This is a genomic window from Gilvimarinus sp. 2_MG-2023 (assembly GCF_030547685.1).
Lineage (GTDB): Bacteria > Pseudomonadota > Gammaproteobacteria > Pseudomonadales > Cellvibrionaceae > Gilvimarinus.
In genome coordinates this window covers 387,576-411,066 of record NZ_JAUOQM010000048.1, presented here as the reverse complement: position 1 = coordinate 411,066, position 23,491 = coordinate 387,576, and the positions used below count along the sequence as shown (strand labels likewise).

Below are 23,491 nucleotides of genomic sequence, written 5' to 3'. Positions count from 1 at the left end.
TAGGTGAAGGAGAGGAGAAAGATGTCTGAACAGGTTGAACACCTAATCAGGAAAGACTACGCCGCGGGTTTTCATACCGCGATTGATACAGAAACCTTACCGCCAGGTCTTAACGAAGATGTGGTGCGGTTTATTTCGGCCAAAAAGAAAGAGCCGGAATGGTTGTTGGAGTGGCGCCTGCAGGCTTTTCGTGCCTGGCAGGAAATGGAGGAGCCCGATTGGGCACACCTCAACTATACCGCGCCTGACTATCAAGCGATATCCTACTTTTCAACACCCAAAAGTATGGAAGATCGCCCGCAAAGCTTGGATGAAGTTGACCCCAAATTGCTGGAGACCTATGAAAAATTGGGGATTCCACTGCACGAGCAAGAAATGCTCGCCGGTGTCGCCATGGATGTGGTGTTTGACTCGGTCAGCGTGGTGACGACCTTTCGTGAAAAACTGGCCGAGGCAGGTGTTTTGTTTTGCTCGATCAGTGAGGCGGTGGAAAAATACCCCGAGTTGGTAAAGAAATATTTGGGCTCAGTGGTGCCGCAAAAAGACAACTATTTTGCCGCGCTTAACTCTGCAGTGTTTTCCGATGGTTCATTTGTCTACATTCCCAAAGGCGTACGTTGCCCGATGGAGTTGTCGACCTATTTTCGTATTAACGAACAAAATACCGGCCAGTTCGAGCGGACCTTGATTATCGCCGAAGAGGGCTCTCACGTCAGTTACCTCGAAGGTTGTACTGCGCCTATGCGCGACGAAAACCAGCTGCACGCAGCCGTTGTTGAGCTGGTCGCTAACGATAACGCCGAAATCAAATACTCGACGGTGCAGAACTGGTACCCAGGTGATGAAGAAGGCAAAGGCGGTATTTATAATTTTGTGACCAAGCGCGGGGTTTGCCATACCAGCGCTAAAATCAGCTGGACGCAAGTAGAGACCGGCTCTGCTGTGACCTGGAAATACCCAAGTTGCGTGTTGCGCGGTGATAACAGCGTGGGTGAATTTTATTCGGTGGCTCTGACCAACAATTACCAGCAAGCCGATACTGGCACCAAGATGATTCATATTGGTAAGAACACTCGTTCTACCATTATTTCGAAAGGTATTTCTGCCGGTAAAAGTCAAAATGTCTATCGGGGTTTGGTACGTATGAATCCGGGCGCCGACGGTGCGCGTAACTACACCCAGTGCGATTCATTGCTGATTGGTGATCGCTGTGGTGCTCATACTTTCCCTTATATTGAAAGTAAAAACCCATCGGCTGTTATTGAGCACGAGGCAACCACCTCTAAGGTGAGCGATGATCAAATGTTCCTCTGTCAGCAGCGGGGCTTGGATCCAGAAAAAGCGGTTTCCATGATCGTCAATGGCTTCTGTCGCGAGGTTTTTAAAGAGTTGCCTATGGAGTTTGCTGTAGAAGCGGGCAAGCTGCTGGAAGTGAGCCTAGAAGGTTCGGTAGGTTAAAATTTTTACCGATCTTGAGTCGGTACCGTTTGAGAATACTGATTATGTTAACGATTGATAAATTGTGCGCACGAGTTGAAGAAAAAGAAATCCTAAAAGGCTTAAATCTGACAGTTAAGCCAGGTGAAGTGCATGCCATCATGGGCCCCAATGGCGCTGGTAAAAGCACGCTGGGTAGTGTGTTAGCTGGCCGCGAGGCATTTGAGGTGACAGGTGGTAGTGTGACCTTTAATCAGCAAAATCTGCTGGAGCTGGATGTTGAGGCGCGCGCGCACCTAGGTTTGTTTTTGGCGTTTCAGTACCCGGTGGAAATCCCCGGCGTTAGCAATATGGAATTTCTGAAAGCCTCGGTGGATGCGGTTCGCAAGGCGCAAGACAAAAGCGAGTTGTCCAGCGTTGAGTTTATGAAAATGGCGCGTGAGGCGAGCAAGCAGGTCAAACTGGATCAAGCATTTTTGAAGCGTGGCGTTAACGAAGGCTTCTCCGGGGGCGAGAAAAAACGCAATGAAATTTTACAGATGATGTTACTTGAGCCCAGCTTGTGCATCTTAGATGAGACTGACTCTGGCCTGGATATAGATGCTCTGCAAACAGTGGCCGATGGCGTTAATGCCATGCGCGATACTGAGCGTAGTTTTATTGTCGTGACGCACTATCAGCGCCTGTTAGATTATATTGTGCCCGATTACGTACATGTCTTGGCCGACGGTAAAATTGTCAAGTCTGGTGATAAATCACTGGCCAAAGAATTGGAAGCGAAAGGTTACGGTTGGCTAGAAGGCGAGGTGGCTTAATGGGTGTGTTACAAACCCGTGTGCTAGAACTGGCTGAGCAACAAAGTGCCCCTGATTGGTTGTCTGGGTTACGTGAGCAGGGCGCCGAACGTTTTGCGGCCACACCTTGGCCGACACGACGCACCGAGCATTGGAAATACACCCCACTTGCCGGTTTGGCGAAAAAAGTTCTAACACCATCGGAAACAAGTTCTGTCGATTTTCAATCGGTGGCGAGCGTGCAGTCTCCGGCCTATCGGCTGGTGTTTGTTAACGGTGTTTTTGCCGAGTCGCTTTCCGATTCATTGCCCGCCGAGATTACACTATTAGCATCGGCGAATGCCGAGCAGTCAGCCCTTATTCAACAACATTTGGGACGTTTGGCCGATAGTCGCGAGCATTTGTTTGCCGCGTTAAGTGAGTCTACCTTAGAGCAAGGCGCCTTGATTTATGTGCAGGCGGGACAGCAATTAGATAAGCCGATTTATTTATTAAATTACAGTACCGGCGATGCGGCACAATTATCCAGTACTCGGCATTTGGTCGTGCTAGGTGAGGGCGCTGAGGCTGAGATAATCGAGCAGTTTAATACTGATTCTGATCAGCAAAATAATTTAGTGGCCTCTTACACTGAGATAGTGATGGCGGCCAATGCCAAATGCAAACACTACCGTTTAAATCTTGAAGGTGAGGGCATCACTCATGTCGGTGGCGTATTTGTTGAATTGGGGCGTGACGCGCAGTTCAATGGCTTTGCGTTTGCGAAGGGTGCTGAGTTGATTCGCAATGACTACGTGTTAACCCATCGTGGTAGTGGCGCTCATGTCGATCTCAATGGCGTTTACTTGCCGCGTGGAAAACAAGTGGTGGACTACCACACCAATATTCAACACTGTGTTCCTCATTGCACCAGCAGTGAAGTGTTTCGCGGCATTATTGGCGATCGAGCTAAAGCGGTTTTTAATGGGCGCATTCATATTCACCAGGATGCACAAAAAACTCTGGCCGAGCTGTCCAACAAAAATCTATTGACCTCCAATAAAGCTGAGGTTGATACCAAGCCCGAATTAGAAATTTACGCTGACGATGTGCGCTGTGCACACGGCGCCACGGTGGCCCAGCTGGATGACGAGTCTCTGTATTACCTACAGACTCGTGGAATTGATAAAGATCAAGCGCAAATCATGATCAGCTTTGGGTTTATCAATGAGCTGATTCAGGGTATTGAAAACTCGGCGGTCGTAGATTTTTTGTTGCCTATCATTGCTCAGCAATTTGGCCGTTCAGAATCTTTGCTGCAGATGGAGGCTTAAGCGTTTGAGTCACTTTGATGTTGCCGAGGTGCGCTCGCGCTTCCCCATTTTACAGCAAGAAGTAAATGGGCAGCCGTTGGTGTACTTGGATAATGCGGCCACTACGCAAAAGCCAGAGTCTGTGATTGAGGCAATTGCCAATTACTACCGGCACGATAATGCCAATGTTCACCGTGGCGCACACGCGCTTAGTGATCGGGCCACAGAGGTTTTTGAAGGAGCCAGAGAAAAGGTCGCTCAGTTTATTGGTGCGCCCTCCAAAGATCAGATACTTTGGACCCGGGGCACCACTGAAAGTATTAATGTCGTTGCGGCTAGTTGGGGTGAGCAAAATTTAACCGCTGGCGATCGAGTTTTGGTGTCGGCAATGGAGCATCACGCCAATATTGTGCCCTGGCAAATGATTGCGCAAAAACGCGGTGCCAATGTAGAGCCGATTCCGGTTGATGCCGATGGCGCCATTGATATGGCGGCTTTCGAGTCGTTGTTGGATGAGCGGGTCAAAATGGTTGCAGTCGGTCATGTCTCTAATGCCTTGGGTTCGGTAAACCCAGTGGCCCATATTATTGAGTTGGCGCACAAAGCCGGGGCCAAGGTGTTGATTGACGCTGCTCAATCCATTGCACACTGGCCAGTCAATATGGTCGAGCTGGGTTGCGATTTTTACGCCTTTTCGGCCCATAAAATGTTTGGTCCTACGGGCATGGGTGTCTTGTACGGTAAGCGTGAATTGCTGGAAGCTATGCAGCCCTATCAGGGCGGCGGTGAAATGATCGAATCGGTTAGCTTTGCCGGCACCACCTACAATCAATTGCCCTACAAATTTGAGGCGGGTACGCCTAATATTGCCGGGGCCGTGGGTTTGGCTGCGGCGGTGGATTTTGTACAAGGCCTAGACCGCAGTGCGGCCGATCGTCATGAAGCAGAGTTGCTTCATCGCGCGCGCGCAGAATTAGCGGCCATAGGAGGGTATCCGCTGGTAGGTAAAGCTGAGAGTGCCGTGGCAGTCTTGAGCTTTGTCAGCGATTTTGCCCACCCACAAGATATTGGCATGATTCTCGATCAGCAGGGGATTGCCGTGCGTACAGGCAATCATTGTGCACAACCCATCATGGATCAATTCGGTATTCCCGGAACCGTCAGGGCCAGTTTTAGTCTTTACAATACGCACGATGATGTCGATCGACTGATCGCCGGCCTTAAGAAGGCCAAAATGTTTCTCGCGTAAATATCACGAGGTTTGGGTATGAGTGTAGAAAGTTTTAACCCAGCAGACACCTCTTTGCTGGATGTTACTCCCACTGCCGCTGAACACCTGAAGCAGCAATTGGCGCAAGACGCCAATGACGCTCAGGCGGTTCGTTTATCAGTCAAAGAAAGCGGTTGTACTGGGTATATGTATGTTCTGGACTTGGTTGCAGCCCCTTCAACCGATGATATCGTTTTGACGCTCGACAACAGTATTAAACTCTATGTTGATCCGGCTAGCGTTCCGGTCGTGCGAGGTACTTGCATTGATTATGTTACCGAGGGGTTGAATCGACAGTTGGAGTTTCGCAATCCCAATGCGCAGGATTACTGCGGTTGTGGGGAAAGCTTTAATATCGGCTAGGAATCATACATGGCGCTAGAAAGAGAAATGGTGGTTACTCTGGCCGAGTGTCCAGCACGGCGTGTGCCGGACGGTACGCCACTGACCATTGCCAAGGATACCTTCGTCACTATCACGCAGGCGCTCGGCGGCAACTACACTTTGAGCTACCAAGGTCAGATGGTGCGAGTTGACGGGCTGGATGCGGCCGCAATTGGTAAAGAACCTGAGCTGCTCAACTTTGCTGACTTGGGCGATGGCGTCATCCACGAACAACAAGTCTGGTCGGCGTTAAAATCCGTGTACGATCCAGAGATACCAGTCGACCTGGTTAACTTGGGGCTAATCTACACCCTGGATATTGATCAGGCTGCAGGCCATGTGGGCATTACTATGACCTTAACAGCTCCTGCTTGTGGTATGGGGCCGGTACTGGTGGGCGATGTTGAGTATCGTGTGGGGCGTGTACCTAATGTTCGCCAGGTAGAGGTGGAGCTGGTATTTGACCCACCCTGGAGCCGCGATATGATGAGTGAAGAGGCCCAGCTTGAAACCGGTATGTTCTTTTAGCCGGCTTATTTAACCTTGGGAGAGGCAATGACAGAGTTTGGTGTGGATGTGAGCGCAGAGGATATCGTCGATACTCTGAGCTTTTTTGACGATTGGGAAGAGCGCTACAAATACATAATCGATTTAGGGAAAGAGTTGCCACCACTGGCTGAATCGGCTAAAACCGAACAAAACTTAGTGCGTGGTTGTCAAAGTCAGGTTTGGCTCGATAGCCAGCTTCGGGAGGGCAAGTTATATTTTGTTGCCGATAGCGACGCCTTTATCGTTAAAGGGCTGCTCGCGATTGTGCTGGCGGCTTATAATGGTAAATCAGCCGCCCAGGTTGCCGACTATGACATCGATGCTTACTTTGATGAGTTGAACCTGCTCAGTCATTTGAGTTCTACCCGCGGCAATGGTTTAAAGGCCATGGTGCAGAGAATTCAAAATGAGGGTCGCGCAGCCCTGTAAAACCGCACTAAGTGTATGGAATTTATATAAAAATACCCAAAACCCGCGTATAATTCGCGGGTTTTGGGTATATAGAGTGGGCCACTTGGTCCGAGTAAGAACAATTGGAGTGCCAGATGGCCGTAGAAAAGACTTTATCGATCATCAAGCCCGACGCGGTAGGTGACAACCATATCGGAGCGATTATTGCGCGTTTTGAGCAGGCGGGGCTGCGTATTGCTGCCTTGAAAATGATTCAATTGAGCAAAGCGCAGGCAGAGGGCTTTTACGCCGAACATAAGGAACGTCCCTTTTTCCCCTCTCTGGTTGATTTTATGACCTCGGGCCCGGTCTGTGTACAAGTGCTAGAAGGCGAAAACGCCATTGTTCGCAATCGTGAACTTATGGGGGCTACCAACCCTGAAGAGGCGGCCGAGGGCACGATTCGTCGCGATTTCGCTACCGCTGTTAGCGCCAATGCCGTTCATGGCTCTGACTCGCCCGAGTCGGCCAAACGCGAAGTGGCCTATTTTTTCACGGCTGATGATATACACACGCGCTGAGCGCGAAGGTAAAAACGATGACTGATGTAGCGCCACAAACACTGGCCACTGATACCGCTAAGGTCAACCTATTGGGTTTGTCTGAATCCAAGCTGGTGGACTTTTTCGAGCAAATGGGTGAAAAGCGCTTTCGCGCGGCTCAGGTGTTGAAGTGGATACATCAGTTAGGTGCTGATAACTTCGATGAGATGAGCAATATCAGCAAAGCTTTGCGAGAAAAGCTTAAGGTGCGCTGTGAAATACGTCCGCCACAGGTATTGCGTCAGCTTGATTCGACCGACGGCACTCGCAAGTTTTTGATCGAAGTGACCGGTGGTAGTGTGGTTGAAACGGTGTATATTCCCGATGGCGAGCGCGGCACCCTATGCGTTTCCTCTCAGGTGGGTTGCTCGCTCGATTGCAGTTTTTGTATGACCGGTAAGCAGGGCTTTAACCGCGACTTAACCGCAGCCGAAATTATTGGCCAGGTGTGGATAGCAGCAAAATCTTTCGGTCAGTTAACCGCCGGAGGACCGCGCAAAGTCACCAATGTGGTGATGATGGGCATGGGTGAGCCTCTGATGAACTTCGACAATGTTGTCGATTCGATGAATTTGATGATGCACGATAACGCCTACGGTATTTCTAAACGACGTGTCACTTTGAGCACTTCGGGCGTAGTGCCTCAGCTTGATCGATTAGGCGAGTATACCGATGCTTGCCTGGCTATTTCTCTGCATGCGCCAAACGACGAGTTGCGTAATGAGTTAGTGCCCATCAATAAGAAGTACCCGATTGCAATGCTGCTAGAATCTGCTCAGCGTTATATTGAAGGATTGCCTGACACTCATCGTAAAATTACTATTGAATATACCTTAATCGATCATGTGAACGACCGTCCTGAGCATGCTCGGGAGTTGGCCGAACTGTTGCGTGATGTACCGGTTAAAATCAACTTAATCCCTTTTAACCCGTTTAATTTGTCCAACTATAAGCGTGTAAGCAACAATGCCATGCGCCGCTTTCAGGATATTTTAATGCAAGAGGGGTACATCACCACGGTTCGTACTACTCGTGGTGATGATATCGACGCGGCCTGTGGCCAGCTGGCCGGAGAGGTGAATGATATTACAAAGCGCTCGCAGAGATACAAAGCACAGTTTTCACAGGCGGAGCCAGTTACTATCGTCAATCAATAATAATGTTTCGGGTGGAGTGACAGCAATGGCGGGCACGATGCAAGATTGTATATTTCTCAGTTTAAAACGAGTGGCACTTGTTTTGATGGCCGCTTTTTTGGTTGCTTGTGTCAGTACGCAAGAGTCTTCTAAATACCAGATAAACGAAGATAAAGCCCTGGAAAGCCATGTCACTTTGGCGCTTAAGTATATTGACAGCAAAAATCGTGAGTCGGCCCGTCATCATCTGCGCCGGGCATTAGATCTTGATAGTCGCTCCATCGATGCAAACTTTGCGCTGGCGATGCTCTACCAATTAGAAGGAGAGATGGAGCTGGCAGAAAAACAGTTTAAGAAAACCTTGCGCCTAGACCGTGCCGACTCGCGTACACACAATAATTTTGGCGCTTTGTTGTTTAACCAAGGTCGTTTTGAAGAGGCGTATAAACAATTTGAGTACGCATCAGAAGACTTAGATTACAAGGGGCGCCCACAGGCTTTAGTGAATTTAGGGCGTACAGCTTTAAAACTCGATAAGGTTGAAAAAGCTCAAGCTGCATTTGAAAATGCCGCTCGACTGAGTCCGGCAATGGCAGTGGTGAAGTACGAGATCGCCTCGTTGTATTTTTCTCAGGGCGAATACAAAAGCGCTAAGCAATACTTGGCAGCCTACGAGCAAATTGCGCGGCCAATGCCGCAATCTTTATTGCTAGGCATCAAGATTGAACGAATGTTTGACAATGTTAATAAAGAAGCCAGTTATGCTTTGTTATTAAAAAATAAATTTCCTTACTCAAAGGAATACCTTGAGTACAAAAGTATTTTGGAGCAGTCAGAGCAGTAATGATGGATTCGTTGCAGACCAGTGACAAAAGTGTGGGCCAGACACTGGTTGAGGCCAGAACGCGCAAAGGCTTAACCTGTGAGCAGGTCGCCCAAGAACTGAACGTTCAACTCGATAAATTGCGTGCACTTGAAGAAGATAACTTTGATCAGCTCTTTTCCCCTGTGTTCGTCAGGGGTTATATCCGCAGCTACGCCAATTTAATGAAAATCGATGGTGAGCCACTGGTGGCGCAGTACGATGCGGCACATAAAGTTGAAGATCAGCCTCTGCCTCAGAGTGAGTCATTAAATGTCAAAATAAAAACGAACACGCCCAAATGGCCGCTGCGGCTTTTGGTTATTGTAGTGATTATTGCTCTGTGGGTATTCGCGTATTGGTATTTTGCCGATGCATCGGACAGCTCAATTCAGCCCCAGCAGAACAACATGGCTCATACCAATACGCCCGAGACAAGCGTGCAAAGCCCTACGTCGGAACCGGCTCAGGCAGAAGCAGAATCGGCACTAGACAGTGAGCGCATGGGCCAACCCACAGCGGATCAGGTTGACGTCTCTGAAACTGCAGTTAATCAGGCTATCGAAAACGATTCAACCGATAGTCAAGCAATGGCAAGTCTGGCCACTGAGCCGGCACTTGCAACTGTTACTGAAAATACGCAACCCGATACCTTACAGTTGGCGTTTGAGCATGATTGTTGGGTCAATGTCACCGATGCGACCGGCGATGTCTTAGTCGCCGCATTGCAAGAGGCAAAAACACAATTGGTTGTCGATGGGGTAGGACCGTTTGATATTACCCTAGGTAATGCCAGTGGTGTCAGTGTTGTGATGAATAGTCTTCCGGTAACCGTGCCTGATGCCGAAGCGGGTAAAGTTATTCACTTTACCGCTGCTGCAACCCAATAGTGGATTAGTTATGCATCAACCATCACCCATTAAACGACGTCAATCTAAACAGATTATGGTCGGCGATGTACCTGTCGGGGGCGATGCGCCTATTGCCGTACAGAGCATGACCAACACGGAAACCTGCGATGTGGCCGCCACCGTGGAGCAAATTAATCGCATAGCGACGGCGGGGGCAGACATTGTTCGGGTGTCAGTTCCCAGTATGGAAGCCGCTGAGGCTTTTGGCGAGATACGCAAACAAGTAACAACACCGCTGGTGGCCGATATTCATTTTGATTATCGAATCGCATTGCGAGTAGCCGATTTAGGGGTTGATTGCCTGCGTATTAATCCCGGTAATATTGGTCGGGAAAAACGCATTCGCGCCGTTGTAGACAAGGCTCGCGATCTTAATATTCCTATTCGTATTGGTGTGAATGCCGGTTCTTTAGAAAAAGACATTCAGAAAAAATACGGCGAGCCAACACCAGCGGCGTTAGTAGAGTCCGCCATGCGCCATGTTAATATTCTCGATACGTTAGGCTTTGATAATTTTAAAGTCAGTGTAAAAGCTTCCGATGTCTTTATGGCTGTAGATGCTTACCGGTTGCTGGCTAAAGAAATTGATCAGCCGCTACATTTGGGCATTACTGAGGCCGGCGGATTGCGCTCCGGCACAGTAAAGTCAGCTGTTGGGTTGGGAGCGTTACTGCTTGACGGTATTGGTGACACCATTCGTATATCCCTGGCGGCAGACCCCGTTGAAGAGGTGAAGGTCGGTTGGGATTTATTGAAAAGTCTCAAGCTGCGTAACAAAGGTGTTAATTTTATCGCCTGCCCGAGTTGTTCTCGTCAGAATTTCGATGTTATTAAAACCATGAATGAGCTAGAACAGCGGGTTGAGGATATCACCATCCCGTTGGATGTCGCCGTTATTGGTTGTGTCGTCAATGGGCCGGGTGAGGCTAAAGAGGCTGACCTGGGGCTGGCCGGTGGTGCGCCCAGTAATCTTGTCTATGTTGACGGCCAGCCTAACAGTAAGTTGGGTAATGAAGGTCTAGTGGATGAGCTGGAGAGGCTGATTCGAAACAAAGCCAAAGAGAAAGAGCAGAGCGAAGAGTCCATTATTGTGCGTGTTTAATTCATTGTGCGTGGATTCTATATGCTGTGCGCATATGTTAATTAATAACAGTATCTAGACGTAGGTGTTCGATTGAAAAAGATTCAGGCTATTCGCGGAATGAACGATATTTTGCCCGAGGATTCCGCCTTGTGGCAATACTTGGAAGGCGTCATTCAACAAACCTTGGCAGGCTTTAGTTACCGTGAAATACGCTTTCCCATTATGGAAAAAACTGAGCTCTTTAAGCGCTCTATTGGCGAAGTCACTGATATTGTTGAAAAAGAGATGTACACCTTTCTCGATCGCAATGAGGAAAGTTTAACACTGCGCCCGGAAGGTACCGCCAGCTGTGTGCGCGCCTGTGAAGAAAATGGCCTGCTCTACAATCAAACCCAACGTTTGTGGTATATGGGTCCCATGTTTCGCTATGAAAAGCCGCAAAAAGGTCGGTATCGGCAGTTTCATCAAGTGGGTATTGAAACCTATGGTGTGGCTGGCCCTGATATTGATGCCGAGCTGCTTTTGCTGTCTTATGAGTTGTTTAAAAAGCTAGGTTTAACCCATTGCGTTGAATTGCAAATAAACTCACTCGGCAGCGATGTGGCTAGGTCAGAATTTCGCCAAGCACTAGTGACTTATCTTCAATCGCACAAAGATGCGCTCGATGAGGACAGCAGGCGCCGTTTAGATACTAATCCGCTACGGATTCTTGACAGTAAAAGTGAGGCAACCCAGCGCTTGCTGGATGCTGGCCCAAGTTTGAGTGATTACTTGGATGAAGAGTCGCGTCAACATTTTGCCGAATTTACGCAACTGTTGGATGCTTGCGGTGTCCCATACACCATCAATAATCGCCTGGTGCGCGGTCTTGATTACTACAATCGTACTGCTTTCGAGTGGGTTACCGACAAACTCGGCGCCCAGAGTGCAGTTTGCGCCGGTGGCAGGTATGATAATCTCGTGGCTCAGTTGGGTGGAAAAGCCACCCCAGCGGTGGGCTTCGCTATCGGTCTAGAGCGCTTGCTGTTGTTATTACAAGGCGAAGGCAGTGTGCCAAGCTTAGGGACGGTTGATGTTTATCTGGCGGCTGTGGGCAATGTTCAGGCTCAAGCATTATCGTTGTCATCCGAGGTTCGCCGGGCTTTACCCAATTTAAAAGTGTTTATGCACTGTGGTGGCGGCAGTTTTAAAAACCAGCTCAAAAAAGCGGATAAGAGTGGGGCATCAATCGCTCTTATTCTCGGTGAAAACGAAGCAGTGGCCGGCACGGTAACAGTGAAGTATTTGCGAGAAGAGAAGCCTCAATTGACCTTGCCACAAGGTGAGTTGGTTGAAGTTTTAGCTGAAATTAACAATTAAGAACTGATTCAGGTAGGAGAGTAGAGTGAGCGATCATTTAACAGAAGAAGAACAAATTGAGAATCTGAAAAGGTTGTGGAAAGAGTATGGCACCAGCATTATCGCCAGCATTGTGGTCGCCACAGCTGGTTATTTTGGCTGGAACTACTGGCAGGATAGCGAGCAGCGCAAAGCTGAAGTCGCCTCACAATATTTTCAGCAAATGGTTGATGCTGCCAGAGCTGCGCCGACGCAAGTCGAAGATGGTGAAGCCGATGCGGTTAGGTCTACCGTTGATCATTTGGCCGAACAAATTCGTCAAATAGACCCGGACAGTATGTACGCGGCCCAAGGCGCTTTGTACAGTGCTAAAAAAGCCGTAGACGCCGGTGACTTAGATCAGGCGGCGGTCGAGTTGGAGCGTGTAGTGGCCAATTCAGACAGTGCGCCTTTACAACAGATTGCTCGTTTACGTTTGGCCCGGGTTCTGGCCGAGCAAGAACAGTATGACGCGGCGCTGGCTCAAGTTAGTCAGCAAGCTGTGGTGGGTTTTGAGTCTGAACAAGCCGAAGTGCGGGGCGATGTGCTGCGTTTAAGTGGTGACCAAGCCGCGGCTTTGACCGCTTATGAAAAGGCACTGACTAGCTATGCCGGTGACAATCAGCAGCGTCGTGTTGTTTTAGAAATGAAAGTGGATAATGTAAAACCATTGTCGGCCCTTGAGGAGCCCTCTGCATGAGATTATACCCAATCGCCATTCTAGCCTTTGTGCTGACGGGGTGTTCCGTTTTTAGTGATAAAGACGGAACTGAGCCAATGGAATTGGTTGAGTTTGATCCATCGATAACTGTCGAGCAGTTGTGGCGAACAGATGTAGGTGCTGGACAAGGCAAAGGGTTTACCGCCCTAACGCCCGCTTTTTTTGAACAATTGGTATATACCGTCGACCACAAGGGTCAATTAACGGCTCTTAATCGGTTAACGGGCAAAGTCATTTGGCAGCGTGACCTCGATGAGCCCATTGCCGGTGGTGTTGGTCTCGGGGAGAATCAACTGCTTTTGGGGTCCGACGCAGGCCAACTACTGGCACTATCGCGCGAGACCGGTGAAACTTTATGGCGCACTCAGTTAACTGGTGAGGTCACCTCAGTGCCTGCCGGTAATGGCGATGTTGTAGCGGTACAAACACTCGATGGTCGTCTGAACGTGCTCAGTGCCGATACCGGTGAGATAATGTGGTTTTACGACAACCCACCGCCCAAGCTGACCTTGCGTGGCAGACCAACGCCGATCTTAACCGATTCAGCGCTCTATGCCGGTTTTGCCAATGGCCGCTTAATGGCGTTTAACCCAGAAAATGGACTGATTTTGTGGGAGCAGCGTGTGGGCCTACCCAAAGGCCGGTCCGATCTGGAAAAAATGGTCGATATCCACGCGACCCCTGTACTGCAAGATGGCATTTTGTACACCGCCGGTTTTCAAAGTCGAGCCATGGCCATTACCCGGGCAGCGGGCCGACCCTTATGGTCGGTGGACCTGTCGACCCATCAACCGGTGTGGGTTGACGATGGTGAGCTATTTGTTACCACTGAAGACAGCGCACTGAAGGCTTATAATGCCGGCACCGGTGAGCTACTTTGGAAAAATGAGCAAATGCTGCGACGCCATTTAATTGGCCCAGTTGTACTCAATGATTATGTGGCCGTCGCCGATGAAGACGGGTATATTCATTTTATGTCACGCGATGATGGCCACTTTGCATACCGTTTAAGGCTGGATCGTTCTGGCACTCGCGCCCCCATGTGGAGCGATGGCGACAGGCTTTATGTGCTTGCCAATGATGGTACTTTTGCCGCCTTTACGATTGGCGACTAACTCTTATTTGCCGCCCATGGGCGGCTTCTTATAGATTTTCAACACTATGATCCCAGTAATTGCCTTGGTTGGCCGGCCGAATGTCGGAAAGTCCACCATGTTTAACCGCTTAACCCGCAGCCGCGATGCCATTGTCGCCAACTATGCGGGGCTGACCCGCGATCGTAAATACGGCGAGGGAAAAATCGGTGATCACCGATTCATGCTGGTCGATACCGGTGGTATCAGTGGCGAGGAAGAGGGCATCGACACCGCAATGGCCAATCAATCTTTGTTGGCGATGGATGAGGCTGACATCGTATTGTTTATGGTGTCGGCGCGCGATGGCTTATTAGCAGCGGACCATTTAATTGCTAAGCAACTGCGCCAGCGCGGCAAACGTGTTTATTTGGTTGTCAATAAAATTGATGGTCATGATCCCGATATGGCACTGGCTCCGTTCTATGAGCTTGGTTTGGGCGAAGTGTTTGCCACTACCGCTACCCACGGCCGTGGTGTGACCAGCATGATGGAAGATGTGTTGGCGGAGCTACCCGAGCCTGAACTTGACCCCGAGGCACAGGCACCCAAGGGCATTAAAATGGCCATTGTGGGCCGGCCGAACGTGGGCAAGTCAACCTTAGTAAATCGTATGCTCGGTGAGGATCGCGTGATTGTGTATGATCACCCAGGCACCACGCGAGATAGCGTTTATATTCAGTATGAGCGCTTCGATAAGCCCTATACCATTATTGATACTGCCGGTGTTAGACGGCGCAAAAATGTCGCGCTGACGGTTGAGAAATTCTCTATCGTTAAAACACTGCAGGCCATTGATGACGCCAATGTCGTCATACTGGTTATCGATGCTCAAGAAGGTATTGTGGAGCAAGACTTGCACCTGATGGGAACGGTCATTGATGCTGGCCGCGCTCTGGTGATTGCCCTTAATAAATGGGATGGCCTGGAAGAGGGCCATAAGCAATACGTTAAAAATGAACTGGATCGGCGCCTTCGTTTTGTCGACTTTGCTAATATTCATTTTATTTCAGCGCTGCACGGTACCGGTGTCGGCAATCTTTATAAGTCGATCGAGCAAGCGTATCAAAGTGCCACGGACAAGCTCTCCACCAGCTTTTTGACTCAAGTGTTACAAGACGCGGTCGTTGAACACCAGCCGCCGATGATTAACGGGCGCCGAATTAAACTGCGCTATGCCCATGCCGGCGGCAGTAATCCGCCCATCATCGTGGTGCACGGCAACCAAACTGCAAAAATACCGGCTCACTATGTGCGGTATTTAGAAAAAACCTACCGCAAAGCGCTTAATCTGCGTGGCACCCCGGTACGTGTTGAATTTAAATCGTCAGACAATCCCTTCTCGGGTCGTAAAAAACCTGTGCCCAAACGCAGTGCCCGCCGAGCCCCTCGCAAGGGCGGTTAACCGTAAAAAAGAGTGAATCCTTTTCTCTTAATTGGCCTTACCTTAGGGGTGGGCCTAGCGCTGCAATTTACCCGTTGTGCGGGGGAGCTTACGGCGTCCCGTCTCAATGCTTTTGTAATTTATATTGCATTGCCGGCATTAATCTTGTTGGAAACGCCACGCTTAACCTTCGATAGTACGCTTATCTTGCCGGTGCTTGTGGCTTGGTTAGTGATGTTGGTGACTTCGCTGGCGGTATTAATACTGGGCGTTGCTTTGCGTTGGCCAAAACCAATTTTAGGTTGCTTGCTATTAATACTGCCACTGGGGAATACGGGTTTTGTTGGGATTCCCCTTATTGATGCATTGGTGGGTAAAGAGGGTATAGGCTACGCCATATTGTACGATCAATTTGGCACTTTCTTAGCGCTTAACACCTATGGTATTGCGATTGCTGTGGGGTTTAGTGGTGGCCATAGTTCGCTTTCCTTGATTCTCGGTCGCATTGTTCGGTTTCCTCCTTTTATTTGTTTATGGGTGGCCTTGGCAATCGCCTTGAGCGGTTGGTCTTATCCACCATGGCTGCAGACGTCTCTCGCGTATTTGGCTTGGAGCTTAGTGCCCGTAGTTATGGTGGCAGTGGGTATTTCTTGGCATTTGAAGTTAGCCGCGAGCGACCTAAAAGTATTTATCGGCGCCTTAATAGCACTGTTAATCTTCAAGCCGTTACTGGCACTCGGAGCCACCTGGGTGTTGGGGGAGGATGGACTCGTTCAGCTAGTGGTGGTGTTGGAGGCGGGGATGCCGGCGATGATCTCTGCCGGCGTGTTGGCTATGCGCTACCAATTAGCCCCAAAACTTGCAGCCTCCCTAATGGGGTATAGCTTATTGTTTGCTATACCCAGTTTATTGTTTTGGCGCTGGCTCTTGGTGTAAAAAACCTCTAGTGTTGTCTTTGCGGCTTTGGCTGTAAGAAATTTCACCGGTAGAGAATTCTGCCGAGTTGCGAAAGACTAAAACCAGAGCCTGCCGTTTAGCGGGTACCCCTGAACGCACAGAAACCTGATGAAAAGCCCCTTAGCTGTTTTGATGCCAAAAGGGTTGGCCAATGGTGGGTGTGCTGGGATGGGCCGTCTGGCGTTTTTGCATCAATCCCGCTCGATAGGCATCGCGCCCAGCGCTAATGGCACTGCGAAAACTGGCCGCCATTAATGCTGGGTCTTGCGCTTTGGCCACGGCGGTATTGAGCAGCACTCCATCAAAGCCCAGCTCCATGGCATCACAGGCTTGTGAGGGCGCACCTAACCCGGCATCAATAATCAGTGGGCAGTCAAATCGCTGGCGCAAAGCTTTTAATGCATAGCGATTAAGCAGGCCGCGGCCAGTGCCAATCGGTGCTCCCCAGGGCATCAATACTTGGCAGCCTGCTTCGCGCAAGCGCTGACATAAAATTAAATCATCCGTGCAATAGGGCAGGACACAAAAATCTTGTGCGATTAATTCCTGTGCCGCTTCTAACAATTGAAAGGGGTCGGGTTGTAAATTGTAATCGTCACCGATTACTTCGAGTTTGACCCAGTTGGTGGCAAATAACTCCCGTGACATAAGGGCTAGATTGATGGCCTCTTTGGCGGATTTACAGCCTGCGGTGTTGGGCAATAAAGTACAGCCAGTCGATTGAATCATCTGCCAAAAACGTTCGCCATCGCCTTGTGCTGGGTTTTGACGACGCAGGCCCAGTGTCAAAATTTCAGTTTGCGATGTTGCAACCGAATCAAGCATTATTTCTGGCGATTCGTAGAGTGCGGTGCCGAGTAAAAAGCGACTGTTAAAAGTTTTACCGTAGAGTGTTAACGGGTCTGTCAGTGTCTGGTTGCTCATCAGCCACCTCCTACCGGTTGCACAATTTCAACTTGATCACCCTCGCTTAAGCGGGTGCTGGGGTAAGCCGAGCGAGGCACGAATTCACCGTTGAGCGCGCAAGCCACCCGGCTTGGCTCACTTTGCCATTGCTGTAAGGCATCGCTCAGACTCGCGGGTGCCTTTAATGTGACAGGCGAGGCGTTGATGGCAATACTAATGTCGTTAGACTTCATGGGTTGCTTGTTCCGAATGAGGCTGTGAAATAAGTTGTTCGCACGCCAAGTTGTTTTGGCCATGCAGTATGGATAAGGTTTGGGCAACGACTAATGGGGCTAATAAATAACCGTGGCGAAATAAACCGTTGGCACTGATTAGGCCTTCGTTTGCGCTCACGTGGGGCAAATTATTGGCGTATGCTGGGCGCAAGTTAACACCGGCCTCAAGAATTCGCGCCTCGGCAAATGCCGGGGCCAGTGTATACACCGCGCTGGAGAGTTCCAGATTGGATTGCAGTGAAATAGGGGAGAGATCTTCGCTTTCTAACTGCGTTGCCCCTATAACAAAACGGTGGTTGGGTTTGGGAACGATATACAGCTGGTAGCGCGGGTGCATCAAACGCACCGGCCGCTGTAGAGTGACCTCTCGGGTTTCAAGGTGCAGCGTCTCACCTCTTACCCCTCGAAGGGTTGGCTGATCAAACCTGGCCCCGGCGCCGCGACAATCAATGACCCAGTCGTGTTGAAAGTGTCGTCCTGAATTGAGATCGGTTATCTGCTTGGGGCTAACACTCACCTCGCTGTCATACCAGATGGTGACATCGGTTCGCTGCAGCCATTGATCGAGACCGGCCAGAAGTGCGCGGTTGTCTAAATGTGCCTCGGGGTTGATCCACAATCCTTGATCTAATTGATTGCTTAGGTCGGGTTCGAGTTCACTGACTTGCTGACGATTGAGCATGGTTAATGTCATGCTGGTGTTCTCAGCGGCAATTCGTTGACTGTCTCGATAAAATTGGGTCAACTCGGCTCGGTCTTGCGGGTGGGCGACGATCAAACTGCCTTGTTGTTGTATGGCATGGCTCAGCCCCAGCTCGCTGCACCAGTTAGCCCAGGTGTTGATTGCCTCGGTGCCCGCCCGATAAATACTTGGATGCGAAGCGGCCGCCTCGCTGATAGGGGCCAGCATGCCCGCTGCTGAATAGGCGGCACTGGTGTTTGAACCGGAGCGGCCTTTGTCGTAGACCGTGACTGAGTGGCCCAATAAAAGCAGCCGCCATGCCAGTAAACGCCCGAGCAAGCCGTAACCGGCTATGGCGATATTGAGTGGGTGTTTGGCCGTGGGATATTGATGCATAGTGCCTCAAAAACGCGAGGCTGGACGAGGGGATGCCCGAGCTCGGCTCTGGCATCACTTGTTTCCTCCGCAGGTTCCAGCCTGTTCAGGTTCAACGGGTTCGGACGTACCGATCTCAGCCTCCGTACCGCTTATTTGCGACCGAGGCACCCCGACAAGTGTGCTCAATATAAAGGGATTACTCCTCGCTTGCAATGACCTCGCACCGCAGGCGGCCATTGCCCAATCTAGCGTTAAGGGTTTCGCCCGTCGACACCTGTTGATGATGCTTGATCAGTTGACCCGAGTCGTTGGTGAGAGCTGAGAAGCCGCGCTCCAGTGTGGCCAGTGGGCTGACGCTATTAAGAACATGAGCGTGTTCGTGCAGCGTTTGGCGACTGGTGTTAAGTTTTACCGACATCGCTTGTTTGAGCCTGTCGGTTAATTGAGTCTGCTCGCGTTGCAGCTGCCGCAAAGTGTGTTGTGGGGTGGCCCGGGTTAAGCGCTGCTGAATTTGTAGCTGGCGCGTTTGTTGTTGTTTTAATGGAATAGATATGCCTTGCAGGAGGCGGGCTTCGAGCTGGTCAAGCTGCTGAGCTTGGTGGCGAAGTTTTTCGCCGGGATGACGCAAACGCTGATTCAGCCCCTCCAGTCGTTGGTGCGCATGCTTTAGCTTGTTGAGTATCTGTTGTGCCAGTACAGTTTCGCGACTGCGCAGTTGCTGTAATATTTCTCGTGTATTAGGTACAGAGAGTTCGGCGGCCGCAGAGGGGGTGGGCGCGCGCAGATCGGCCACAAAGTCGGCAATGGTAAAATCAATTTCATGGCCAACGGCGCTTATCACTGGAGTGGTCGACTGGAAAATGGCGCGCGCTAAGCGTTCATCATTAAAAGCCCACAAATCTTCAATGGAACCACCGCCGCGGGCGAGAATGATGGTGTCGAACCAACCGCAGCGCTCGGCGAGTTGTAGTGCTTGGATAATTGCCGGCGCCGCTTGTTCACCTTGCACTGGCACGGGTATAACCGTAATGGGTAGGCTTGGGTAGCGCCGTTTAGCTATGGATAAAATATCGCGAATAGCCGCCCCGGTGGGTGAGGTAATCACGGCAATATGCTGCGGCTGGTCGGGCAGAGGCAGTTTGTGCTCTGGGGCAAATAACCCCTCGCGCTCGAGACGCCCCTTAAGAGCCTCGTATGCGCGCTGCAAGGCACCGAGCCCAGCTTCCTCCATGTGTTCGGCAATAAGCTGGTAATCGCCGCGACCCTCGTAGATGCTAACGCGGGCGCGAATTAGTACTTGATTGCCGTTCTCGGGGGCAAACCGAACCGACTGGTTGCGGTTGCGGAACATGGCGCAGCGTACTTGTGCCTGTTCGTCTTTAAGCGTGAAATACCAGTGGCCGGAACTGGGTCGCGCCAGATTGGAAATTTCAGCCTCCACCCAGACTAAGGGGAGGTGAGTTTCCAGCAATTGCCGGCTGATCCGATTGAGCTGGCTAACGCTGACGATCTCTGGTCTGTTTTGGCCGCTTTGATTGGCGCTAAATTCAGTACTGTTGTTCATTTTGTCATTGTATCAGAGCGGGGCGGGGCAATTGCCCGTCAATGTCATAAAAGTAAAATAATTTCAGGGGGTTAGCGAGCTGCTTTGAGGTAATTTTGGGTTTACCTTAGCCGCTACAATGCGCTATAATTCGGCGCTTATTTTTCCCAAGCGAAAAAGGTTGGAGTGCTATGTTGCGAATCGCTGAAGAAGCTCTCACATTCGACGATGTGTTACTGGTTCCCGGATTTTCCGAGGTGACCCCAAAAGATGTGTCATTAAAGACACAATTGACGCGTGATATCGCACTCAATATCCCTCTGATTTCTGCAGCCATGGATACCGTAACCGAGGCACGACTGGCGATTGCGATTGCACAGGAAGGCGGGATAGGCATTATCCATAAAAGTATGCCTATTGACGCTCAAGCCCAACAAGTCCGCGCGGTAAAAAAATACGAAGCCGGTATGGTGAAAGATCCGATCACCATTGAGGCCAGCGCTTCGATTAGTGAATTGTTGGCGCTCACCAAATCCAATAATATTTCCGGTGTGCCAGTGCTGGAAAACGGCGATTTGGTTGGCATAGTGACCGGTCGTGATGTGCGTTTTGAGTCCAATCTCGACGCTTCTGTCGCGTCTATTATGACCCCGAAAGACAAACTTGTAACGACCCGCGAAGGCGCCAGCCCAGATGAAATTCGCGCCCTGTTGCATAAGCACCGTATCGAGAAAGTACTGGTGGTAAACGACAAGTTTGAGTTGTGCGGCATGATTACCGTTAAGGACATCAACAAGGCCGAACAATACCCCAATGCCAGTAAAGACCCTGAGGGTCGTTTATTGGTAGGCGCCAGTGTTGGCACCAGCGCTGACACCGATGAGCGTGTTAAAGCATTGATGGATGCCGGTGTCGATGTATTAGTGGTTGATACCGCCCACGGTCACTCGAAAAATGTCATTGATCGGGTGCGCGATATTAAGACTAAATTTCCCGGTGTGCAGGTGATTGGCGGCAATATTGCGACCGCCGCCGCTGCTAAAGCACTGGCTGAAGCCGGTGCCGATGCGGTAAAAGTCGGTATTGGCCCAGGTTCCATTTGTACTACCCGTATTGTTAGCGGTGTGGGCGTACCCCAGGTAACCGCTATTGCAAATGTCGTTGCGGCTTTGGAGGGCACAGGTGTGCCCGTTATTGCCGATGGTGGAGTGCGCTTTAGTGGTGATTTGGCAAAAGCCATTGTCGCCGGTGCCAATGCTGTGATGATGGGCTCAATGTTCGCTGGTACCGAAGAGGCCCCCGGTGAAGTTGAGCTTTATCAGGGCCGTACTTATAAAGCCTATCGTGGTATGGGTTCCTTAGGCGCCATGGCGCAAACACAGGGCTCGTCCGATCGTTATTTTCAAGACGCCAGCGAAGGGGCGGAAAAATTAGTCCCCGAGGGTATTGAAGGGCGTGTACCCTACAAAGGCCCACTGAGCGCTATCGTGCATCAAATGATGGGCGGCTTGCGTTCAGCGATGGGCTACACTGGTAGCCAGCATATCGACGAGATGCGCACTAAGCCTGAATTTGTGCGCGTAACCTCAGCTGGTATGGGGGAAAGTCATGTACACGATGTGCAAATTACGAAAGAAGCCCCTAACTACCCGGTTAGCGGACGCTAGTGTCGCGCTTATTAAACCCGTAAAATCAACCCCTGCTAGCACAGGGGTTTTTCTTTTATCACTTGGTACAACGGAATATTAATGACTCAGGATATTCACGCTCAGCGTATATTGATTCTCGATTTTGGCTCGCAGTACACCCAGCTGATTGCGCGACGTGTGCGCGAAGTAGGGGTCTATTCAATCATTCGTGCTTTTGATATGAGCGAAGACGAAATTCGCGAGTTTGACCCTAGCGGTATTATCCTTGCTGGCGGCCCAGAATCGGTAACCGTTGCCAATTCGCCTCGCGCGCCTAAGGTTGTGTTTGAACTGGGCGTGCCGGTGTTGGGTATTTGTTATGGCATGCAGACCATGGCCGAGCAGCTTGGCGGACAAGTGCAAGGCTCAAACGTCCAAGAGTTTGGCTATGCACAAATCAAGGTCGAAAGTGCCGGTCCCTTGCTGGACGATATTAAAGACCATATTGAAGCCGACGGCAGCGCACTGCTCGATGTGTGGATGAGCCATGGTGACAAAGTGATTCGTGTACCAGAGGGTTTTGAGGTGATGGCCTCTACACCTTCGTGCCCAATTGCGGCCATGTACTGTGAAGAAAAAGAATTTTACGGTTTGCAGTTCCACCCTGAGGTGACTCATACCTTGCAAGGCAAGCGTATTTTTGAGCATTTTGTTTTAAAGCTTTGTGGTTGCGATGCACTTTGGACACCCGCTAACATTGTCGAAGATGCCTTAGTGAAAATTCGCGAGCAAGTCGGCACAGATAAAGTGTTGCTGGGTTTATCGGGTGGTGTTGATTCCTCTGTTGTGGCGGCTTTGCTGCACAAAGCTATCGGTGATCAGCTCACCTGTGTGTTTGTCGACAACGGGTTGTTGCGCAAAGCCGAAGGCGACCAAGTGATGGACATGTTCGCCAAAAATATGGGTGTTAAGGTTATTCGCGCCGATAAAGAGGCGCTGTTTTTAGGGCGCTTGGAGGGGGAGGTCGACCCAGAGCGCAAACGTAAAATTATTGGTAACAGCTTTATCGAAGTCTTCGATGAAGAAGCCGCCAAAATTAAAGATGTAAAGTGGTTGGCGCAGGGCACTATTTATCCCGATGTGATTGAGTCGGCCGCGGCTAAAACCGGTAAGGCGCATGTTATTAAGTCGCACCACAATGTGGGCGGTTTGCCCGACGATATGGCGCTTGAGTTAGTTGAGCCTTTGCGCGAACTGTTTAAAGATGAAGTGCGTGCGATTGGCTTAGAGTTAGGCCTGCCGTATGACATGGTGTATCGCCACCCATTCCCAGGCCCAGGCCTAGGCGTGCGAATTTTAGGTGAAGTGAAAAAAGAGTACGCCGATATTTTACGCGAGGCCGATGCTATCTTTTTAGAAGAGCTGCACGCGGCCGATTGGTACCACAAAACCAGTCAGGCGTTTGCGGTGTTCTTGCCGGTTAAGTCGGTAGGGGTGGTGGGCGATGGTCGTCGTTATGAGTGGGTGATTGCGTTGCGTGCCGTCGAAACCGTCGACTTTATGACCGCTCGCTGGGCACACTTGCCTTACGAGTTGTTGGAGAAAACCTCTAACCGTATTATTAACGAAATCTCTGGCGTTTCACGGGTGACTTACGATGTATCGAGTAAGCCGCCTGCGACCATTGAGTGGGAATAAATCCACACTGAGCGATATAATCGCTTACCCCGCATTACTACCGAGCTTGAGAGGGCACTGAGCCCTCTTAAGCTCGATGCCCGTCAAAAAATAACCTT

General features: G+C 50.3%; 23 protein-coding genes and 1 riboswitch. Of the genes, 19 read left to right on the top strand and 4 right to left on the bottom strand.

Annotated features, from left to right (window positions below; translation table 11 throughout):
• Positions 1 to 21 precede the first annotated feature (21 nt).
• From sufB to Q4526_RS13540, 17 genes are all read left to right on the top strand, one after another.
• Positions 22 to 1,458 carry a Fe-S cluster assembly protein SufB gene (gene sufB, locus Q4526_RS13620; RefSeq protein WP_215977627.1) on the top strand — a complete coding sequence of 479 codons (1,437 nt, stop codon included), beginning with the start codon at positions 22 to 24 and terminating at the stop codon, positions 1,456 to 1,458.
• A 44-nt stretch (positions 1,459 to 1,502) separates the two neighbouring features.
• Positions 1,503 to 2,252 (top strand): Fe-S cluster assembly ATPase SufC, encoded by a 750-nt coding sequence (gene sufC / locus Q4526_RS13615; protein WP_215977626.1) that lies wholly within the window; start codon positions 1,503 to 1,505, stop codon positions 2,250 to 2,252.
• Entirely contained in the window at positions 2,252 to 3,544 is a 1,293-nt protein-coding gene (gene sufD, locus Q4526_RS13610; protein WP_215977625.1) for a Fe-S cluster assembly protein SufD, read from the top strand. The genes sufC and sufD overlap by 1 nt, the downstream gene beginning before the upstream one ends.
• A gap of 4 nt (positions 3,545 to 3,548) precedes the next feature.
• Positions 3,549 to 4,772, top strand: a complete 1,224-nt coding sequence (locus Q4526_RS13605; RefSeq protein WP_215977624.1) for an aminotransferase class V-fold PLP-dependent enzyme — start codon at positions 3,549 to 3,551, stop codon at positions 4,770 to 4,772.
• A gap of 18 nt (positions 4,773 to 4,790) precedes the next feature.
• Complete coding sequence (locus tag Q4526_RS13600) at positions 4,791 to 5,156, top strand: iron-sulfur cluster assembly accessory protein (RefSeq protein ID WP_215977623.1); 366 nt, start codon at positions 4,791 to 4,793, stop codon at positions 5,154 to 5,156.
• A 9-nt stretch (positions 5,157 to 5,165) separates the two neighbouring features.
• Positions 5,166 to 5,705: a putative Fe-S cluster assembly protein SufT gene (gene sufT, locus Q4526_RS13595; protein ID WP_303603452.1), complete on the top strand. Its 540-nt coding sequence runs from the start codon at positions 5,166 to 5,168 to the stop codon at positions 5,703 to 5,705.
• Between the two features lie 27 nt (positions 5,706 to 5,732).
• Positions 5,733 to 6,155 (top strand): SufE family protein, encoded by a 423-nt coding sequence (locus Q4526_RS13590; protein ID WP_215977622.1) that lies wholly within the window; start codon positions 5,733 to 5,735, stop codon positions 6,153 to 6,155.
• Positions 6,156 to 6,271: 116 nt separating this feature from the next.
• On the top strand, positions 6,272 to 6,697 hold the full coding sequence (gene ndk / locus Q4526_RS13585) for a nucleoside-diphosphate kinase (protein WP_215977621.1): 426 nt from the start codon (positions 6,272 to 6,274) through the stop codon (positions 6,695 to 6,697).
• 17 nt (positions 6,698 to 6,714) lie between these two features.
• The gene (gene rlmN / locus Q4526_RS13580) at positions 6,715 to 7,875 is read left to right on the top strand and encodes a 23S rRNA (adenine(2503)-C(2))-methyltransferase RlmN (RefSeq protein WP_215977620.1); all 1,161 of its coding nucleotides are present in this window, start codon (positions 6,715 to 6,717) and stop codon (positions 7,873 to 7,875) included.
• 37 nt (positions 7,876 to 7,912) lie between these two features.
• Positions 7,913 to 8,698, top strand: coding sequence for a type IV pilus biogenesis/stability protein PilW (pilW, locus tag Q4526_RS13575; protein WP_215977619.1), 786 nt, complete (start codon positions 7,913 to 7,915; stop codon positions 8,696 to 8,698).
• Positions 8,698 to 9,606, top strand: coding sequence for a RodZ family helix-turn-helix domain-containing protein (locus tag Q4526_RS13570; RefSeq protein ID WP_215977618.1), 909 nt, complete (start codon positions 8,698 to 8,700; stop codon positions 9,604 to 9,606). The genes pilW and Q4526_RS13570 overlap by 1 nt, the downstream gene beginning before the upstream one ends.
• A 10-nt stretch (positions 9,607 to 9,616) precedes the next feature.
• On the top strand, positions 9,617 to 10,729 hold the full coding sequence (ispG, locus tag Q4526_RS13565) for a flavodoxin-dependent (E)-4-hydroxy-3-methylbut-2-enyl-diphosphate synthase (RefSeq protein ID WP_215977617.1): 1,113 nt from the start codon (positions 9,617 to 9,619) through the stop codon (positions 10,727 to 10,729).
• Between the two features lie 72 nt (positions 10,730 to 10,801).
• A complete protein-coding gene (gene hisS, locus Q4526_RS13560) occupies positions 10,802 to 12,070 on the top strand; it encodes a histidine--tRNA ligase (protein WP_215977616.1) in 1,269 nt (422 codons plus the stop codon).
• 25 nt (positions 12,071 to 12,095) lie between these two features.
• Positions 12,096 to 12,788, top strand: a complete 693-nt coding sequence (locus tag Q4526_RS13555; protein ID WP_215977615.1) for a tetratricopeptide repeat protein — start codon at positions 12,096 to 12,098, stop codon at positions 12,786 to 12,788.
• Positions 12,785 to 13,924, top strand: coding sequence for an outer membrane protein assembly factor BamB (bamB, locus tag Q4526_RS13550; protein WP_215977614.1), 1,140 nt, complete (start codon positions 12,785 to 12,787; stop codon positions 13,922 to 13,924). The genes Q4526_RS13555 and bamB overlap by 4 nt, the downstream gene beginning before the upstream one ends.
• A gap of 46 nt (positions 13,925 to 13,970) precedes the next feature.
• Positions 13,971 to 15,347: a ribosome biogenesis GTPase Der gene (gene der / locus Q4526_RS13545; protein WP_215977613.1), complete on the top strand. Its 1,377-nt coding sequence runs from the start codon at positions 13,971 to 13,973 to the stop codon at positions 15,345 to 15,347.
• A 12-nt stretch (positions 15,348 to 15,359) separates the two neighbouring features.
• Positions 15,360 to 16,262 carry an AEC family transporter gene (locus Q4526_RS13540; RefSeq protein ID WP_215977612.1) on the top strand — a complete coding sequence of 301 codons (903 nt, stop codon included), beginning with the start codon at positions 15,360 to 15,362 and terminating at the stop codon, positions 16,260 to 16,262.
• Positions 16,263 to 16,403: 141 nt separating this feature from the next.
• On the opposite strand, the gene Q4526_RS13535 is transcribed toward Q4526_RS13540, so the two are convergent.
• From Q4526_RS13535 to xseA, 4 genes are all read right to left on the bottom strand, one after another.
• The gene (locus Q4526_RS13535; RefSeq protein WP_215977611.1) at positions 16,404 to 17,207 is read right to left on the bottom strand and encodes a thiazole synthase; all 804 of its coding nucleotides are present in this window, start codon (positions 17,205 to 17,207) and stop codon (positions 16,404 to 16,406) included.
• Positions 17,207 to 17,422, bottom strand: a complete 216-nt coding sequence (gene thiS, locus Q4526_RS13530) for a sulfur carrier protein ThiS (RefSeq protein WP_215977610.1) — start codon at positions 17,420 to 17,422, stop codon at positions 17,207 to 17,209. Before thiS ends, Q4526_RS13535 begins: the two co-directional genes overlap by 1 nt.
• Positions 17,412 to 18,542: a glycine oxidase ThiO gene (gene thiO, locus Q4526_RS13525; protein ID WP_215977609.1), complete on the bottom strand. Its 1,131-nt coding sequence runs from the start codon at positions 18,540 to 18,542 to the stop codon at positions 17,412 to 17,414. Before thiO ends, thiS begins: the two co-directional genes overlap by 11 nt.
• A gap of 45 nt (positions 18,543 to 18,587) precedes the next feature.
• A riboswitch (TPP riboswitch) is annotated at positions 18,588 to 18,706 on the bottom strand.
• Positions 18,707 to 18,720: 14 nt separating this feature from the next.
• Complete coding sequence (gene xseA / locus Q4526_RS13520; RefSeq protein WP_215977608.1) at positions 18,721 to 20,088, bottom strand: exodeoxyribonuclease VII large subunit; 1,368 nt, start codon at positions 20,086 to 20,088, stop codon at positions 18,721 to 18,723.
• Positions 20,089 to 20,258: 170 nt separating this feature from the next.
• On the opposite strand from xseA, the gene guaB reads away from it, so the two are divergent.
• Both guaB and guaA read left to right on the top strand, forming a co-directional pair.
• Positions 20,259 to 21,734 carry an IMP dehydrogenase gene (gene guaB, locus Q4526_RS13515; RefSeq protein WP_215977607.1) on the top strand — a complete coding sequence of 492 codons (1,476 nt, stop codon included), beginning with the start codon at positions 20,259 to 20,261 and terminating at the stop codon, positions 21,732 to 21,734.
• 81 nt (positions 21,735 to 21,815) lie between these two features.
• Positions 21,816 to 23,393 carry a glutamine-hydrolyzing GMP synthase gene (guaA, locus tag Q4526_RS13510; RefSeq protein WP_215977606.1) on the top strand — a complete coding sequence of 526 codons (1,578 nt, stop codon included), beginning with the start codon at positions 21,816 to 21,818 and terminating at the stop codon, positions 23,391 to 23,393.
• Positions 23,394 to 23,491 lie beyond the last annotated feature (98 nt).